Source organism: Variovorax sp. Soil_C_26 (assembly GCF_057657075.1).
Map to the genome: position 1 here is coordinate 108,771 of NZ_JBDGJC010000009.1, position 17,144 is coordinate 125,914.

A 17,144-nucleotide genomic window follows, 5' to 3' on the forward strand; every position below is an offset into this window, starting at 1 on the left:
TGTGTTTTTTTGTCAGCCCTGGCGCGGCCGGGTGCGCAGCAGGTAGCGCCAGAACGCCGCCGAGGTCCAGACCTTGAGCAGGCTGGTCACGTGCCAGTAGAGGTGCTTCCTGCTGCGGCGGCTCGCGCGCTGCGCTTCGTGGCGCGCGAGCAGGTCTTCCCCGACCTGCAACCGCCAGCCGGCCAGCTGGGTGCGTGCGCAGATGTCGAAATCTTCCCCGTACATGAAGAAGCGCTCGTCGAAACCGCCGATCTGCCGGTAGGCGTCGCTGCGGAACAGCATGAACAGGCCCGGAATCCACGCCGGCACCGCCGGTCGCACGTAGCCCGGGCGGCGCCGCGTGAGGATCTCGCGCGGTGTGATGATCGCGCGGTGCTGCTCCGGGGTGTCGTTGCCGGGCTCGAGGATGCGCGGCGTCAGGAGGCCGGCGTCGGGCGCGGCCTGCGCGAGCAGCGGCGCGAGCACATCGGCGTCGAAGCGGATGTCGGGGTTGAGCACCAGGAACCAGGGCGTTCGGCAGCGTTCGAAGGCCTGGTTGTGGTTGGCGCCGAAGCCCAGCCGTTGCGCATTCTCGATGCGCTCGAGCGGAAATCCCCAGTCCAGCCCCGCGAGCAGGTCGGGCTCGGGGATGTTGAGCGTGAGCACCACCTTGGCAATCGAGCCCTGGCTGAAGCGGTCGAGCTGGTCGAGCAGCGGACGCACCAGCGCGAGCTGGCCGTGGCTGACGATCGAAATGGTGATCGGGGGGGAGGGGGAGGAGGGCGCTGGCATGGTCTAATTTCGCTCGGGAATTCTAGGGTTCCCTCCACACCCCCATGATTGCCCTGATCGTCATCAGTTTCTTCGTCTCCGCCATCGCGGTCCAGCTGTTCATGCGCCGCGCGCGCCGGCATGCGCGGCTGTATGGCGCCGACATGCCCCAGCGCTTCCACAAGGGCCATGTCCCGCGGCTCGGTGGCGCGGGCATCCTGTTCGGCATGGGCGTGGCATGGCTGGCCGCAGGCATCACCGGAACCGATCCGTTCAACGTCGCCTGGCCCGTCAAGGTCTCGATGCTGACGCTGCTGTGCATCCTGCCCGCGGTCATCGGCGGCATCGTCGAGGACGTCACGCAGAACGTGAAGGTGCGCTACCGGCTCGCGCTCACCATCGGGTCCGCGCTGCTGGCCTGCTGGGTGCTGGGTCTGGGCCTGGCGCGCACCGGCATCGAGGCCGTCGACCAGGGGCTCGCGCTGGTGCCGTACGGTGCGGTGCTGTTCGCGGCGCTGGCCATCGGCGGGCTGCCGCATGCCTTCAACATCATCGACGGCTACAACGGGCTCGCAGGCACGGTGGCGGTGCTGGTGTGCCTGGCCATCTCGCACGTGGCGCTGCAGGTGGGGGACAGGCAGCTCGCGGCCATGGTGATCTGCCTCGTCGGCGCGACCTTCGGCTTCCTGATCTGGAACTATCCGCGCGGCAAGATATTCGCCGGCGACGGCGGCGCCTACGTCTGGGGCATGGTGATCGCCGTGGCCTGCGTGACGCTGGTGCAGCGCCACCCCGTCGTCTCGCCATGGTTCCCGATGTTGCTGCTCATCTATCCGGTGTGGGAGACGCTGTTCTCGATCTACCGCAAGCTCGCGCGCGGCCAGTCGCCCGGCACCGCCGATGCGCTGCATTTCCACCAGCTGATCTTCCGCCGCATCGTGCGCGTGGCCTTCGCCGACGACGAGGCCCGGCAGCTGCTCGCCCGCAACAACCGCACCTCACCGTACCTGTGGATGTTCGCCGCGCTCTCGGTGGTGCCGGCGGTGCTGTTCTGGAACAACACGGTCGTGCTGATGGCGTTCTGCCTGCTGTTCGTCACCACCTACGTGGGTGCGTACCTCATGATCGTGCGATTCAAGGTGCCGCGCTGGCTCAGGCCGTGAGCGAAGCGGCCGCGGCCAGCGGCGCGCCGGTTTGCGCGAGAATTTGAAACCTCTTCGTCTTCCTCTTCTTCATCGACCCCCGTTTTGGAGCCTGCCCGCCCATGACCGATCCCGTCCTCAACATCCCCCCGCGCGACAAGGCGGAGATCCTGGCGCAGGCGCTGCCGTACATCCGCAAGTTCCACGGCAAGACCATCGTCATCAAGTACGGCGGCAACGCCATGACCGACCCCGCGCTGCAGGCCGATTTCGCCGAGGACGTGGTGCTGCTGAAGCTGGTGGGCATGAACCCGGTGGTGGTGCATGGCGGTGGGCCGCAGATCGAGGCGGCGCTCAACCGCCTGGGCAAGAAGGGCAGCTTCATCCAGGGCATGCGCGTGACCGATGCCGAGACCATGGAAGTGGTCGAGTGGGTGCTGGCCGGCGAGGTGCAGCAGGACATCGTGGGCCTGATCAACCAGGCCGGCGGCAAGGCCGTGGGCCTCACCGGGCGCGACGGCGGCATGATCCGCGCGCAGAAGCTCAAGATGGCCGACCGCACCGATCCCAACCTGCAGCATGACGTGGGCCAGGTCGGCGACATCGTCGCGATCGACCCCAGCGTGGTCAAGGCGCTGCAGGACGATGCTTTCATTCCGGTCGTGAGCCCGATCGGTTTCGGCGAGGAGAACGAGAGCTACAACATCAACGCCGACGTCGTCGCCGGCAAGCTCGCCATCGTGCTCAAGGCCGAGAAGCTCATGCTGCTGACCAACACGCCCGGCGTGCTCGACAAGAATGGCAAGCTGCTCACCAACCTGAGCGCGCGCGAGATCGACGAGCTGTTTGCCGACGGCACCATCTCGGGCGGCATGCTGCCCAAGATCGAAGGCGCGCTCGATGCCGCCAAGAGCGGCGTGAACGCGGTGCACATCATCGACGGTCGCGTGCCGCACGCGATGCTGCTCGAGATCCTGACCGACCAAGCCTACGGCACGATGATCCGCGCACGCTGATCCGCGTGCGCGCCCGCTGCCGGCCGTTCAGGCCCCGGCAGCAGCGGCGGGCTTGCGGCCCAAGAACTCGAAGCCTGCGGCGCCCACCTCCTGGGCCGACTGCGGAAGCTTCTCGAAGTCGGTCCAGAGCGGCGTCTCGCGCCGCGACGGGTCGCGCCACAGGTCCACCAGCTCGCCCGCGGGGGCGCTGCGGAAGCGCTCGGCGGCTTCGTCGGACAGGTTGGCGCGCAGCGCCTGCTCGCATTCCGAGGCCAGCCAGCTGATCGAATGGTTGGGGCAGAAATTCTCCGACACCTTGATCCGTTCGGCCTCGAACGCCTGGAACCACTGCGCCAGTCCATAGCGGGTGCAGTTGAAGAAGTGCCACGGTCTTTCGTGCAGCGGCTGCATGAACGCGGTGCGAACCAGCACTTGGCCGCCCGGCTTCAACACGCGCAGGAGTTCCGCGGCCACCTTCTGCGGCTCGCGGTAGTGCTCGAAGGCGTTCATGACGATGGCAGCGTCGAAGACCTCGTCGTCGAACGGCAGCGCATGGGCGTCTGCCACCACGTCCGTGTGCCTGAACAGGCTGTATTCGACCTCGACCACGTTGCCGAGCTTGTTCTGCGAACCTCCGCCGCTCAGGTTCAGGACCCAGCCCCGGGTGTTTTTTGCCAGCGCCAAGGCCTCGCTTGGCAACGCGTTGCTGACATGGTCCGCAGGCTTCACCTCGGGCTCGCCGATCTCTTCGCACAGAACCGGACGCCCCTCGACGATGGGCCAGGTCCTCCAGCCGTCCACGGTCACCAGTGCGCCTTGTCCGGCGTCGAGGGCCAGCTTGAGCCCCGTCTTGGGACAGCGAAGGATCGGCAACAGCGTTTGAAGCCGCGTCTTCGCGGCGTCGTCGCTCAGCGCCACCTGCAGCGCCGGTGGTTTGCGCGCAAGCCGCTCGTCGATCAGCGACACCCAGGGATGCTCGGCCTTGAAGTTCTCGATCAGCCGCTGGTAGTTCTGCGGGACCGTCGTCTCGGCCCGGAGCATCGAGCCCGCATGCACGCGGTAGTCCGCGAGCGTCTGCGGCTCCCAGAACCCACGCTGGCCCTGCTCTGCGAGCCGGCACCAGAAGTCGTAGTCCTCCCACCCATGGCGAACGTGGTTGTAGCCACCGACGATCGCCCAGGCTTCCTTCGAGACGAGCGCCATCGCATCGACATAGTTGCCGGCCACGAAGCGCTGCGGTTCGTAGCTGGCGTCACCGAGCAACGCGCTGGAGGCGCCGAAATGCTGGATCGTCGGATAGACGAACGCGACCCGCTCGGCGCGGATGGCGCGGCGCAGTTCCTCGCAGCATTTGGGCCGCAGCCGGTTGTCGGCGTCCAGCGGCAGCACGTAGGGGCTGTCCGCCAGTTGAAAGGCCGCATTGCGCGTCAGCCCCAGGCCGCTGTTCGATGCATGCCGGGCGACCACCACGCGGTTGAAGCGCGCAGCGTGCTGCCGGACCCATGCCAGCGCGATTTGCAGCGAATCGTCGGTCGAACAGTCGTCCACCACCACCAGGTCCAGCACGGCCAGCGTCTGGGCCCGGACGGACTCCAGCGCCTCGACGATGAACTGCGCGTAGTTGTAGAGCGGAATGACGACTGAGACCTCGGAAGTCTCGATCTCGTCGGCCCTGTGCTCGAACACCACGTCGAGCGGCATCAGCACGGGCCGGCGAACTGGCGTGGAGCGAAGGTGCGCATCGAGCGCGAAGGCCCGCGCGGCCAGCGCATCGCCCTGCAGCTGGTCGAGCACGCGGCCGAACTGTGCGGCGCGCTGCAGCGGTCCGTACGAGGCCATGGCCCGCAGGAAGGCCGCCGAGCTCACCTTGGCGCGCAGCGCTTCGTCTGAAACCAGGGTCGAGAGGCAGTGGTACCAATCGTCGGCGGTGGCAGCCAGGAAGCCCGTCGCGCCGTGTTCGATCGCTCGCCTGAAGGGCCCGGTCGGCGATGCGATGGTCGGAACATCGACCAGCGCCGCCTCGAAGAATTTCAGTTCGCTCTTGGCTTCGCAGAACGGGTTGCCGAACTCCAGCGGCGCGATGTTGATGTCGAAGCGCGCGATCTCGCACGGCAGCGTTTCCAGCGTCTGGAAAGGTCGCCATTCGATGCGGTGCTCGAGGCCCACCATCGCGGGGTATTCCTCCACGTCGACCAGGCGCATGCCCGAAGCGGTCTGGAAGAGCACCAGGCGGCACCGTTCGTTCTCCCGCAGCACGCGTGCAATGGCCTCGATGGCCAGCCCCAGGTCGCGCTGGTGCGTTCGCGATCCGCCGGCATAGCCGATCCGCACCAGATCGTCGATCCGTGCGCTGCGCCACTGCCGTGCGCTGCGCCGGGACAGCGCCAGGGTCTGGTCATCGAAACCGTTGGCCAGCACATGGGTGGTCTTGCCGGCCCAGCGCATGTGGTAAGCCAATTCCTGGGTGCTCGCCGTGCACACGTCGGCCGCGAGCATGGCCCGGCGCACGCTTGCAAAAAGCTCGCGCACCGCGGCTTCCGGATGGGCGTTCGACCGGATGCCGTCGATTACCTTGGTGTCGGCCAGGTCCGGTTCGATCATCAGGTCGTCGATGTCGAACACCACCTTCTTGCCTTGGGCGTGCATCAGCTCGACGGCTTTCTCGAGGGCGGGGCTCCACGGGGTGCGCCAGAGGATCATCACGTCGTGCCGCGAGGTCAGCTCGAGCCGCGACGCGAGCTCATCCTGCCGGACCCACTCGGCCGGGACCCCGTTCATGCGTGCCGCATCGACATGCCGCGCGACGCGGTACAGGTGCCCGGGCGTGTCCGCCTCACCCGACACATAGAAGATCGAGAACACCCGGCTGGGCAGCGGCGCACGCGCCGGCTCGGCTTCTTCGACGCCGAGCAGACCGGCACGCCGCCCCTCCTTTGCACCGACCAGCGTGTAGTGGAGCAGCGGATTGAAACCTGCGGCGTCCGGGTAACGGGCCGCGTATTCAGTGCCCGAGAACCACGGGCCGGGGTTGCGCCCTTCGGCCGCGCCGTGGGTCGCGTAGTGCTCCGCGGGGTCGGTGCCGGCCGATGCGACATCGGGGTAGGTCTGCAGGTACCAGTCCCGGTCGAAGTAGGGCGAGAACCGGATGATTTCCACCGCGCCGAGATCGACGGGTCGGCCCGAAAGTCGGCGGGCCAGCAACCGCAGGCGCCTGCGCATCTTGGCCTTCACGCTCAGTGCGGGGTCGCCCCGCAGGCGGGCGAAATGCCTCGTCAGCGATTCGATCCGGTCTTCCTTCAGGTCGGCGAGGTGCTTCCAGGCCAGGGCGGTGCGCTGCTGCAGGCTCTTTGCTTCGCTGCTTTCCTTCAGCTCGCTCGCCAATTGCGCCACGAGGTTCCGCAACTCGGCCACGCGCCGGTTCGCCTGCTCGTGCGCGAAGCCCGTCGCGCGGGCGGCGGCTTCCGCCTGGGCGGCCTTCGCCTCCGCGTCGCTGGCCTGCCTGTTCAGGGCCTCCAGCCGCGCGGCCTTGTCTGCGACTTCCTGGGACAGGGCGTCCAGCCGGCCTTCGGCGCTGGCGCGGGCTTCGGCCTCGGCGAGACGGGCAGCCGCCACCTGGGCCAACTCCGCTTCGATCGGCGCGCGCTGGGCATTGGCCTCATGCAGGCGCTGATGCAGTTCGGCCGAACCGAGCTGCTCGCGGGTGGCGACGAACCAGCGCGTCCCGAGGTGCGAGAAGCGGGTTCGGGCAGCGTCCGCGCGTTCGCGGTCGAGGTTGCACAGCGCCATGGCCGCGGCCGGTGCGCGATCGCCGACCGCGAGCACGCCGAGCCCGTGGCCGTGCAGGAACTCGAAGGAGGGATAGTGCCGCGCCTGTTCGGCAAAGAAGCGGAAGACGCCGAAATTGCCGCTGCGCACATTGGTGTCGTGGAACAGCACGACGGCCTTGTCCGACAGCTTGGGAAGCCAGGTCTCGAAGTCGTGCCTGACCGCCTCGTAGGTATGGAAGCCGTCGATGTGCAGCAGGTCGACGGAGCCATCGGCGAAGTACGGCAGCGCATCATCGAAGGTGGACTTGAGCAGCTCGGAGAAGGCGCTGAAATGCTTGTCGTGAAAGTCGCGAAGCTCGTGGTAGACCTGCGCATCGAAGTGCCCGGCATGTGCGTCGCCGGCCCAGGTGTCCACGGCGTAGCAGCGCGTGGCCGACTTGATGCGAGCCACGGCCTCGCAGAATGCCGCATACGACACCCCGTTGTGCGTGCCCAGTTCCACCAGCAGGCCCGGCTTGCATGCGGCCACGATCCAGAACGCGAACGGCGTGTGGGTCCACCAGGCGCTCGCCTTGCCGAGCAGGTGGGGTGTCCAGAAGAGCGGGTCGAGCACCGGATGGGTCAGCACGTCGAGCGACTTGTCGACCGTGGGAAGGATGAGGGTGGGTTCTTTCATTTTTCTGCCGGACGCATCCGGACCTCCGCGAGAGAATCAATCGATGAAGCCGCTGCGCGCCGCTACGTCAGCGCGCGAGCTGCCACGGCTGGCCGACACTGGTGGCGAGGTGCGCACCCGTGAGCCAGTCGAGCTGGACGTTCGGGTTGTGATACGGGTCGTGCTCGAAGCGATCGATCCATTTGGTGCCGGCGTGCGCCTGCTCGGATCGCGCCCGGCGCTGCCTTTCCTCGGACACGTGGTCATGCCCGCGCGAGGCGCTTTCCAGGTGCAGCAGCGAGGCAAACGGCGTGCAGATGTTGCGGTAGCCCGCGTCGCTCACCTTCAGGCACAGGTCGATGTCGTTGTAGGCGACCGGCAGGTGCTCGCTGTCGAATCCGCCCACCTGCTCGAACACCGTTCGACGCACCGCCAGGCAGGCCCCGGTGACCGCCAGGTAGTTGCGCGTGCCCGCGAGCCGCCCTTCCATGCCGGTCTCGGTGGCGCCGTCGGTACGGCAGACGTGCATCGCCAGCGGGCCGCGCTGCAGGATGACGCCGGCGTGCTGCACCGTGCCGTCGCCATAGAGGAGCTTCGCGCCCACGCAGCCGATGTCCGGGCGCATGACCTCGCCGACCATCTCCCTGAGCCATCCGCCATCCAGGATCTCGATGTCGTTGTTCAGGAAGAGCAGCACCTCGCCCGTCGCGTCTTGCACGCCCGCGTTGTTGATCGACGAGAAATTGAACGGGCCGGGCACGCGAAGCACGCGCACACGCGGGTCGGCGCGGAGCTCGGCGAAGAGCGCAAAGGTCGCCGGCTCGACGCTGTCGTTGTCCAGGATGATGACTTCGAAAATCGGGATAGTCGGTCTTGCCCAACAGGCCGTCCATGCAGGCTCTCACCAGAGAGGCGCGGTCGCGTGTCGGGACCAGGACGCTCACGCGCGGGGCGGGCTCCGGCAAGGGGCGGCGCACATGGTTGACGAATTGCGCGATCGGCGAGGGCAGCACCTCGACCGCCACGCCGGCCTGCGCGAACGCTGCCTGCGCCGCCACCTGCCGGGCCGCGGCGGCATAGGCCTCGACGGCGCGATGGGCTTCGGCCGCATCGGCCACCGGCGGCACGCGCCGGTGATACAGCACCGACGGAATGTGGCGGACCTGGCTGCAGTGCAGCGGGAGGGCCACACGGCAATGGAGGTCGTAGCGGGCGGCCGGTTCGAATTCGGCGCGAAACCCACCGGCCTCGAGGATGTGGGCGCGCTTCATCACGCACAGCCCGTCCAGCAGATCGAAACCGAGCTGGGCCTCGGGATCCCAGGCCGACTTGAAGCGCGGCTTGCATCGCGCTCCGTCATGGCCGCTCCAGTCCTCGTCCGCATAGACGACGGCGGCATCGGGCCATTTCGCGAGCGTGAGCTGCAGCGACGACACCGCGTGCGGGGCGAGCCGGTCGCCGGCGGCGATCACCCCGAACCAGGTCTGGACCGCATCCGCGAGTGCGCGCTGCTGCAACGCCAGAGCGCTTGGCGGCTCGCTCGCAGCGACGATGCGGACAGGGACCGCATCGCGAACGAACGACAGCGCGCGGGCGACTGCGGCGCTGCGCGACGCCGCGCACGCGACCACCACGTCGAACCGGCGACAGGCCTGCGCGGCAAGCGAAGCCATCGTCTCGCGCAGCGCCTCGTCGCTGCCACTGTCGGCGATGGCGAAGGTCATGCCGTCCCCGTACGCAAGCCTTTCCAGGTCTGCGCGCAGCGCTGGCTGTTCGGTCTCGTGGCGGGATGCCTCTGCATCAGTCCATGCGCGGTAGGCGGCGTCGGTGAACGGTGAGAACCGGCACGCCGCGGCCCAATGGGCGTATCGCGCTTGATCGATCGGCAAGATTCCCCCTAACGCTGCAAGAGATGGCAAGACAGGGGCCCCGGCGTGCGCACCCCCTTAATGCAGGATAGCGACGCGGAGGAGGCGGAAGCGTAACAAGCCATGCAACAGTCGTTGCGCAGCGGTTCCATTCGTTACTTGAACGGGGGAGTTCGCCGGCCCCCGTGCGGCCGGACGCTCAGCCGGGCGCGGACGGCGAGTCGTACCCGTTCGGATTGCCCTGCTGCCAGCGCCAACTGTCGGCGCACATCTGGTCGAGCCCGCGCTGCGCACGCCAGCCCAGCGTGGCCGCTGCAAGCGATGGATCGCCCCAGTAGGCGGGCACGTCGCCAGGCCGGCGCGGCCCGATCTCGTGGGCCAGTGCGCGACCGCTCGCGCGCTCGAAGGCGTGCACCACCTCCAGCACCGAGGCACCGCGGCCGGTGCCGAGGTTCAGCGTGACCAGGCCGGCACCGCGTTCGGCGTGCCGCAGCGCCGCGACATGGCCTTCGGCGAGGTCCATCACATGCACATAGTCGCGCACCCCGGTGCCATCGGGCGTCGGATAGTCGTTGCCGTGGATCACCAGCTGGTCGCGCCGCCCCACCGCCACCTGGCACACGAAGGGCATCAGGTTGTTCGGCTTTCCTTGCGGATGCTCGCCGATCAGGCCGCTCTCGTGTGCGCCCACGGGATTGAAGTAGCGCAGCAGGGCAATGCGCCAATCGGGCTCCGCCTGGTGCAGGTCGATCAGCGCCTCTTCCACCATGCGCTTCGAGCGTCCGTAGGGATTGGCGGGCCGGCAGGCAGCGTCCTCGGGGATCGGCGATTGGTCGGGCTCGCCGTAAACGGTGGCGGACGACGAGAAGACCAAGGTCCGCACGCCGGCCTGCCGCATCGCCGCGGCGAGCACGAGGCTGCCGTGCACGTTGTTGTCGTAGTAGGTGAGCGGGTCGGCGACCGAGTCGCCCACCGCCTTGAGCCCGGCAAAGTGAATCACGGCCGAGAAGTCCCTCCCGGCCAGTACCCGGTCGAGCAGCGCGCGGTCGCGCACGTCGCCCTCGATCAGCTCCGGCCGCGTGCCCGTGATGCGCTGCAGCCGGTCGAGCACGCGGATGTCGCTGTTGCCCAGGTTGTCGAGGATCACCGGCACGTACCCCGCCGCAGCGAGCGCCACGCAGGTGTGGCTGCCGATGAAACCCGCGCCGCCGGTGACCAGAACGTGGTGGGTGGAAGCCATGAGAACCTTTTACGGAATATGGATGGCGCCGATTCTCTACGAGCTTTCCCCGAGCCGGTTGGCACGCGCTCACTGCGCGCCCGTGTGCGAGAATCAATTGATTACATCTTTGCCGTGCTCCCATGCAAAACGAAGAGACAAGCTACCCGGGCATCGATGCCCCCGCCGAGGCGCCCGCGACCGTGACCGCCGCCCCCACCGCGCCGGTGCGCAAGCGGCCCAAGCCCGGCGAGCGGCGCGTGCAGATCCTGCAGGCGCTCGCGGCCATGCTCGAGCAGCCCGGCGCCGAACGCGTGACCACGGCAGCGCTGGCGGCGCGGCTCGATGTCAGCGAGGCCGCGCTCTACCGCCACTTCGCGAGCAAGGCGCAGATGTTCGAAGGCCTGATCGACTTCATCGAGCAGAGCGTCTTCACCTTGGTCAACCAGGTGCTCGAGCGCGAGGGCGTTTCGGGCGCGCAGCAGGCCGCGCGCATCCTCACGCTCGTGGTGCAGTTCGCCGAGCGCAACCCGGGCATGACGCGCGTCATGGTCGGCGACGCGCTGGTGTTCGAGAACGAGCGGCTGCAGCAGCGCATGAACCAGTTCTTCGACAAGATCGAGGCCACGCTGCGCCAGGTGCTGCGCGGCGCGGCGGCGGCAGAGGGCTCGGCCACGCCGAGCGTCGATGCGCAGGTGCGCGCCGCAGCGCTCACCGCCTTCGTCGTCGGCCAGCTGCAGTGCTTTGCGCGCTCGGGGTTCCGCCGTTCGCCATCAGAGCACCTCGAAGCCACGATCGCGCTGATCGTCTGATGCTGCCCGGCCTATCGAGGCGATAGCCGAATGTAAACAAGCGGGGCCATGTTCATTGGCAGAATCGATCGGGTCGCTACAAACCCAGAGAGGAAGCCCACATGACCCATCCCCGCACGCTCACGACCGAGAACGGCGCGCCCGTCGAGAACAACCAGCAATCGCAGACCGCCGGCCCCACGGGCCCGGTGCTGATGCAGGACCACCACCTGATCGAGAAGCTCGCGCGCTTCGACCGCGAGCGCATTCCCGAGCGCGTGGTGCATGCGCGCGGCTCGGGCGCCTTCGGCCACTTCGAGGTCACGGCCGATGTGTCGAAATGGACCAAGGCCAAGTTTCTCGCAGGGGTCGGCAAGAAGACCGAAGTGCTGGTGCGTTTCTCGACCGTCGCGCTCGAGCTCGGCTCGGCCGACACGGTTCGCGATCCGCGCGGCTTCGCTGTCAAGTTCTACACCGAAGAAGGCAACTACGACCTCGTCGGCAACAACACGCCGATCTTCTTCATCCGCGATCCGCTGAAGTTCCCCGACTTCATCCACTCGCAGAAGCGCGATCCCTACAGCCACGTACAGGAGCCCAACAACGCCTGGGACTTCTTCTCGCATTCGCCCGAGGCCACGCACCAGTTCACGTGGCTGTTCGGCGACCGCGGCATCCCGAAGAGCTACCGCCACATGGACGGCTTCGGCTCGCACACCTTCCAGTGGGTCAATGCGCAGGGCGAGGCCTTCTGGGTCAAGTACCACTTCAAGACCCACCAGGGCATCGAGACCTTCGTCGCCGAAGAGGCGCAGCGCGTGGGTGGCGAGAACCCGAACCACCACCACCTCGACCTGCTGCATTCCATCGAGCGCGGCGAGTTCCCGAGCTGGCGCGTGCAGGTGCAGATCATGCCGGTGGCCGAGGCGCGCACTTACCGCTTCAATCCCTTCGACCTGACCAAGGTCTGGCCGCACAAGGACTATCCGAAGATCGACATCGGCGTGCTCACGCTCGACCGCAACCCCGACAACTACTTCGCCGAGATCGAGCAGGCCGCGTTCAACCCCGCCAACTTCGTGCCCGGCATCGGCCCCTCGCCCGACAAGATGCTGCAGGGGCGCCTGTTCAGCTACGGCGACACGCAGCGCTACCGGCTCGGCATCAACCACACGCAGTTGCCGGTGAACCGCCCGCGCGCCACCACCGCGCAGAACTACGGCCGCGACGGCGCGATGCGCGGCGACGGCAATGGCGGCCGCGGCCCGAACTACGAGCCCAACAGCTTCAGCGACGCGCCCAAGCAGAGCAACGAGCCGGTGTATGCGCCGCTCGAAATCCATGGCTGGACCGGCAGCCACGCCTGGCAGCAGCACCCCGCCGACAACGACTTCGTGCAGGCCGGCGACCTTTATCGCCTGATGGACGAAACCGCCAAGGAGCGACTCGTGAACAACATCGCTGGCGGCCTTGGCGCGGTGACGCGGCAGGACATCATCGACCGCGCCGTGAGCTACTTCCGACAGGCGGATGCCGACTACGGCGCACGGCTCGAGAAGGCCATCCGTGCGGTGCAGGCGAAGATCAAGGGCGAGGAAGTCAGCGTGCAGGTCGGCAAGCCCGCGCACGACAGCAGCAACAGCTGAGCGCGCAGGTGCCTTTCTCCCTCCCCCGCTGGGGGAGGGCGGGGGTGGGGGGCAGCGGCGTCACCACAGGGCGCATCGCTGTGCCCCTATCCCAACCTTCCCCCAGCGGGGGAAGGAGCAAGACATCAATCGCTGACCGCCACGCCCACCTTGGCGCCCGCAGCCACGATCTCGCCCCAGGTCGCATCGTCCAGCCAGATGCCGTCGCGCTCGCGTGCCACGCGCGCGGCGCGTTCGGGTTCGCCGGCGATCTGCACCTGGTCGAAACCGGCCCCGGGCGGGCTCTGGCGCAGCCAGTCGACGAACGCCGTCGCTTCCTGCGCGAAGCTTTGCTGGGTGCCGAGCCGGGTCGGGTCGATCAGGATGGTGAGCATGCCGTTGAGCACCGTGCGCGCGGCATCGGCCGGCCGGTGCCAGGTACCGCCGCCGCTGAGCGCACCGCCCAGCAGCTCGCAGGCCATCGCCATGCCGTAGCCCTTGTGCTCGCCGAAGGTCATCAGCGCGCCGAACAGGCCGTTGGACTGCGGCACCACCACCACGCCCGGGTTGTTGGTCGGTGCGCCGCGTTCGTCGATCAGGTAGCCGTCGGGCACCTGTTCGCCCTTGTTGTGGGCGACGCGCATCTTGCCCTGGGCAACGCGGCTGGTCGCGAAGTCGAGCAGGAACGGCTCAGCGCCCGCGAGCGGAATGCCGATGCAGCATGGGTTGGTGCCGAAGCGCCCGTCGCCGCCACCCCAGGGCGCCACCACGGGCCGCGAGAGCACGTTGACGAAGTGCATCGAGACCAGCCCTTCGGCCGTCGCCATTTCCGCGAAATGCCCGATGCGGCCCAGGTGGTGCGCATTCGCGAGCGTGAAGATGCAGCTGCCGTGCTGCTTCGCGCGCTCGATGCCCAGCGCCATGGCCTGCACGCCGACCACCTGGCCGTAGCCATGCAGGCCGTCGAGCGCGAGCAGGGTGCCGATGTCCGCATTGACCTTCACGGCCGCGTTCGGCACCAGCCCGCCCTCGGCCACCGCATCGACATAGCGCGGCAGCATGCCCACGCCGTGCGAGTCATGGCCGCTCAGGTTGGCGAGCACCAGGTTGGCGGCCACCTGTTGAGCTTCGGCCGGCGTGCTGCCGGCGGCTTCGAGGATGCGCGCGCAATCCGCACGCAGCGAAGAGGCTTGGAGAGTTCGAGGCATGAGATCAGCTTATGTGCAGTGGGTTGATTCAAGGCCCCGCGCCAGCGAGGGCTGTTCGGGAAACACCGCGGAACCGGCTTTGCCGGGCCGCTGGTGTTGCCCCCTTGAGGGGGAGGCGGCGACACGAAGTGCGCCGCTTCGGGGGTGGGCTACATCACGGCGCCGACTTGCCATGGGACGAATTCGTTTTGGCCGTAGCCGTGTTTTTCGCTCTTCGACGGTTCACCGGATGCCGTCGCCAGCACCAGTTCGAAGATCCGCTGGCCCATTTCCTGGATCGAGCTCGTGCCGTCGACGATCTCGCCGCAGTTGATGTCCATGTCTTCTTCCTGCCGCTGCCACAGCGCCGAGTTGGTCGCGAGCTTGAGCGACGGCGAGGGCGCGCAGCCGTAGGCCGACCCGCGCCCCGTGGTGAAGCAGATGACGTTCGCGCCGCCCGCCACCTGGCCGGTGGCGCTTACCGGGTCGTAGCCGGGCGTGTCCATGTAGACGAAGCCGTGCGCCGTGACCGGCTCCGCGTATTCGTATACCGCCTCGAGGTTGCTGGTGCCGCCCTTGGCCACGGCGCCGAGCGACTTCTCGAGAATGGTCGTGAGGCCGCCTGCCTTGTTGCCCGGCGAGGGGTTGTTGTTCATCTCGCCCTGGTTGATCTCGGTGTAGTGCTCCCACCACTTGATGCGGTCGACGAGCTTTTGCCCCACTTCGCGCCGCACCGCGCGGCGCGTGAGCAGGTGCTCGGCGCCGTAGACCTCGGGCGTTTCGCTCAGGATGGCCGTACCGCCATGCGCCACCAGCAGGTCGACCGCGGCGCCCAGCGCGGGGTTGGCGCTGATGCCCGAATAGCCGTCGGAGCCGCCGCACTGCAGACCGATCGTGATGTGCGCGGCGCTGCAGGGCTCTCGCTTCACCGCGTTGGCGCGCGGCAGCATCTCGTTGATCAGCGCAATGCCCTTCTCGACCGTCTTGCGCGTGCCGCCGGTGTCCTGGATGTTGAAAGTGCGAAAGTTCTCGCCCTCGGCCAGGTGGCCGGTCGCGAGCCAGGCATTGATCTGGTTCGCCTCGCAGCCCAGGCCCACCACCAGCACGCCCGAGAAGTTCGGGTGCGTGGCATAGCCCGTGAGCGTGCGCTCGAGGATCTGCATGCCCATGCCCTGCGTGTCCATGCCGCAGCCCGTGCCGTGCGTGAGCGCCACCACGCCATCGACGTTCGGGTAGTCCGCCAGCGCCGCGGGGTTGGTCCGGCGCGAGAAATGGTCGGCGATGGCGCGGGCCGCGGTGGCCGAGCAGTTCACGCTCGTGAGCACGCCGATGTAGTTGCGCGTGGCCACGCGGCCGTCCGCACGCCGGATGCCCATGAACGTCGCCTCGCGCTGCGCGGGCGCGGGCTTCACGTCGGCGCCGAAGGCGTAGTCGCGTTCGAAGTCGCCCTTGTCGGGGCCCATGTCGAGGTTGTGTGTGTGCACATGCTCGCCGGGGGCGATGGGCCTGCTCGCGAAGCCGATGATCTGGTTGTAGCGGCGAACCGGCTCGCCGGCGCCGATGGCGCGCGTCGCTACCTTGTGGCCCGCCGGAATCAGGCCGCGCACCGCCAGGCCCTCGACCGTGGCGCCGCCGACCAGCTGGCTGCGCGCGATCACGACGTCGTCGGCCTCATGAAGGCGAATGAAGGGATTCATCGTGGAACTCGTTGTGATGTCGTTGTGGTGTGGGGATCAGAAGAACATTCTCGGCAGCCAGAGAACCATCGACGGCATGTAGGTGATCGCCGCCAGTGCCAGCAGCAGCGGGATCAGCCACGGCAGGATCGCCATCGTCGTGCGCTCGAAGCTCAGGCCCGCGACGCGCGCCAGCACGAACAGCACCATGCCCATCGGCGGATGCAGCAGCCCGATCATCAGGTTCAGCACCATCACCAGGCCGAAGTGGATCGGGTCGACGCCCAGCTGGAGGGCGATGGGCAGCAGGATCGGCACCAGGATGGTGATCGCGGCCGTGGGCTCGAGGAAGCAGCCCACGAACAGCATCAGCAGGTTGGCCAGCAGCAGGAACACCCAGGCTTCCTTGGTGAAGCCCAGCACCCAGCTCGCGATGTCGGTGGTCACGCCGGTGGCGGTGAGCATCCAGCCGAAGATCGACGCGGCCGCCACGATGAACAGCACGGTCGACGTGGTCTCGACGGTGTCGAGGCAGACCTTGACGAACATCTTCCACGACAGCGTCTTGTACCAGGCGAAGCCGAGGATCATGGCCCACACGCAGGCCGCGATGGCGCCCTCGGTGGGCGTGAACAGGCCCGTGCTCATACCGCCGATCAGCAGCACGGGGGTCATGATCGGAAGCAGCGCCTCGAAGCGGAAGATGCGGTCGAGCACGAACAGCGACGCCAGGCCCGCAAACACCGTGAGCTGCGGCGGCGTGCCGAGCTTGGCCACCAGCAGCCACAGCATGAGCGGCCAGCCGACCACCACGGCCATCTCGCACATCGCCTTGAAGAAGCGCGTGCTCGAGAACTTGATGTCGCCGCCCCAGCCGTTGCGGTGCGCGAAGTAGGCCACCGTCAGCATCATCAGAATGGCCAGCAGCACGCCCGGAAGGATGCCCGCCAGGAACAGCGCGCCCACCGACACGTTGGCCATCATTCCGTAGATCACGAACGGCAGGCTCGGCGGAATGATCGGCCCGAGCGTGGCCGACGCCGCGGTCACGCCGACCGCGAACTCGGTCGAGTAGCCGTGCTCCTTCATCGCCTTGATCTCGATCGTGCCGAGGCCCGCGGCGTCGGCGATGGCCGTGCCGCTCATGCCCGCGAAGATCACCGAGCCCAGCACGTTCACATGGCCCAGGCCACCTTTGAGCCAGCCCACGAGCGCGAGCGCGAAGTTGTAGATGCGGGTCGTGATGCCCGCGTTGTTCATCAGGTTGCCTGCCAGGATGAAGAAGGGCACCGCGAGCAGCGGAAAGCTGTCGATGCCGCTCACCATGCGGTGAATCACCACGAACGGCGGCAGGTTGCCGCTCACGAGGATGTAGGCCAGCGAGGCGCCGGCCATGGCCACGGCCACCGGAATGCCGCCCGCCATGAAGATCAGGAAGAAGATTTTCAGCATGCGCTTGTTCTTGTTGG

General features: G+C 67.7%; 12 protein-coding genes. 5 read left to right on the top strand and 7 right to left on the bottom strand.

Going from position 1 to position 17,144, the window contains the following annotated elements:
* Positions 1-12 precede the first annotated feature (12 nt).
* Positions 13-771, bottom strand: coding sequence for a glycosyltransferase family 2 protein (locus AC3A6G_RS22670; RefSeq protein WP_487874621.1), 759 nt, complete (start codon positions 769-771; stop codon positions 13-15).
* Positions 772-815: 44 nt separating this feature from the next.
* On the opposite strand from AC3A6G_RS22670, the gene AC3A6G_RS22675 reads away from it, so the two are divergent.
* Both AC3A6G_RS22675 and argB read left to right on the top strand, forming a co-directional pair.
* Complete coding sequence (locus tag AC3A6G_RS22675; RefSeq protein WP_487861808.1) at positions 816-1,913, top strand: glycosyltransferase family 4 protein; 1,098 nt, start codon at positions 816-818, stop codon at positions 1,911-1,913.
* Between the two features lie 101 nt (positions 1,914-2,014).
* Positions 2,015-2,908 carry an acetylglutamate kinase gene (gene argB / locus AC3A6G_RS22680; protein WP_487861807.1) on the top strand — a complete coding sequence of 298 codons (894 nt, stop codon included), beginning with the start codon at positions 2,015-2,017 and terminating at the stop codon, positions 2,906-2,908.
* Positions 2,909-2,935: 27 nt separating this feature from the next.
* Here argB and AC3A6G_RS22685 read toward each other — a convergent pair whose 3' ends face one another.
* A complete protein-coding gene (locus AC3A6G_RS22685) occupies positions 2,936-7,330 on the bottom strand; it encodes a class I SAM-dependent methyltransferase (protein ID WP_487874622.1) in 4,395 nt (1,464 codons plus the stop codon).
* 67 nt (positions 7,331-7,397) lie between these two features.
* A complete protein-coding gene (locus AC3A6G_RS22690) occupies positions 7,398-8,174 on the bottom strand; it encodes a glycosyltransferase (protein ID WP_487874651.1) in 777 nt (258 codons plus the stop codon).
* 112 nt (positions 8,175-8,286) lie between these two features.
* Here AC3A6G_RS22690 and AC3A6G_RS22695 point away from each other — a divergent pair, with 112 nt between their 5' ends.
* The gene (locus AC3A6G_RS22695) at positions 8,287-9,147 is read left to right on the top strand and encodes a hypothetical protein (RefSeq protein ID WP_487874623.1); all 861 of its coding nucleotides are present in this window, start codon (positions 8,287-8,289) and stop codon (positions 9,145-9,147) included.
* A gap of 229 nt (positions 9,148-9,376) precedes the next feature.
* Here the strand turns inward: AC3A6G_RS22695 and galE are convergent, their stop codons facing one another.
* Entirely contained in the window at positions 9,377-10,417 is a 1,041-nt protein-coding gene (gene galE, locus AC3A6G_RS22700) for a UDP-glucose 4-epimerase GalE (RefSeq protein ID WP_487861804.1), read from the bottom strand.
* A gap of 122 nt (positions 10,418-10,539) precedes the next feature.
* Between galE and slmA the strand changes: the two genes are divergently transcribed.
* Both slmA and AC3A6G_RS22710 read left to right on the top strand, forming a co-directional pair.
* Positions 10,540-11,208: a nucleoid occlusion factor SlmA gene (gene slmA, locus AC3A6G_RS22705; RefSeq protein ID WP_487874624.1), complete on the top strand. Its 669-nt coding sequence runs from the start codon at positions 10,540-10,542 to the stop codon at positions 11,206-11,208.
* A 101-nt stretch (positions 11,209-11,309) separates the two neighbouring features.
* On the top strand, positions 11,310-12,833 hold the full coding sequence (locus AC3A6G_RS22710; RefSeq protein WP_487874625.1) for a catalase: 1,524 nt from the start codon (positions 11,310-11,312) through the stop codon (positions 12,831-12,833).
* Between the two features lie 125 nt (positions 12,834-12,958).
* Here AC3A6G_RS22710 and AC3A6G_RS22715 read toward each other — a convergent pair whose 3' ends face one another.
* From AC3A6G_RS22715 to AC3A6G_RS22725, 3 genes are all read right to left on the bottom strand, one after another.
* Complete coding sequence (locus AC3A6G_RS22715; RefSeq protein ID WP_487865361.1) at positions 12,959-14,020, bottom strand: malate/lactate/ureidoglycolate dehydrogenase; 1,062 nt, start codon at positions 14,018-14,020, stop codon at positions 12,959-12,961.
* 149 nt (positions 14,021-14,169) lie between these two features.
* A complete protein-coding gene (locus tag AC3A6G_RS22720; protein ID WP_487874626.1) occupies positions 14,170-15,696 on the bottom strand; it encodes a UxaA family hydrolase in 1,527 nt (508 codons plus the stop codon).
* A 36-nt stretch (positions 15,697-15,732) separates the two neighbouring features.
* Positions 15,733-17,127 carry a TRAP transporter large permease gene (locus AC3A6G_RS22725; RefSeq protein ID WP_487865363.1) on the bottom strand — a complete coding sequence of 465 codons (1,395 nt, stop codon included), beginning with the start codon at positions 17,125-17,127 and terminating at the stop codon, positions 15,733-15,735.
* Positions 17,128-17,144: the final 17 nt, after the last annotated feature.

Excerpts from the sequence above, each read along its gene's own strand:
- AC3A6G_RS22695 (WP_487874623.1), top strand. The coding sequence starts at position 8,287 with ATGGTTGACGAATTGCGCGATCGGCGAGGGCAGCACCTCGACCGCCAC.
- AC3A6G_RS22725 (WP_487865363.1), bottom strand. The coding sequence starts at position 17,127 with ATGCTGAAAATCTTCTTCCTGATCTTCATGGCGGGCGGCATTCCGGTG.
- argB (WP_487861807.1), top strand. The coding sequence starts at position 2,015 with ATGACCGATCCCGTCCTCAACATCCCCCCGCGCGACAAGGCGGAGATC.
- AC3A6G_RS22670 (WP_487874621.1), bottom strand. The coding sequence starts at position 771 with ATGCCAGCGCCCTCCTCCCCCTCCCCCCCGATCACCATTTCGATCGTC.
- AC3A6G_RS22685 (WP_487874622.1), bottom strand. The coding sequence starts at position 7,330 with ATGAAAGAACCCACCCTCATCCTTCCCACGGTCGACAAGTCGCTCGAC.
- slmA (WP_487874624.1), top strand. The coding sequence starts at position 10,540 with ATGCAAAACGAAGAGACAAGCTACCCGGGCATCGATGCCCCCGCCGAG.
- AC3A6G_RS22715 (WP_487865361.1), bottom strand. The coding sequence starts at position 14,020 with ATGCCTCGAACTCTCCAAGCCTCTTCGCTGCGTGCGGATTGCGCGCGC.
- AC3A6G_RS22710 (WP_487874625.1), top strand. The coding sequence starts at position 11,310 with ATGACCCATCCCCGCACGCTCACGACCGAGAACGGCGCGCCCGTCGAG.
- AC3A6G_RS22720 (WP_487874626.1), bottom strand. The coding sequence starts at position 15,696 with ATGAATCCCTTCATTCGCCTTCATGAGGCCGACGACGTCGTGATCGCG.
- AC3A6G_RS22675 (WP_487861808.1), top strand. The coding sequence starts at position 816 with ATGATTGCCCTGATCGTCATCAGTTTCTTCGTCTCCGCCATCGCGGTC.
- galE (WP_487861804.1), bottom strand. The coding sequence starts at position 10,417 with ATGGCTTCCACCCACCACGTTCTGGTCACCGGCGGCGCGGGTTTCATC.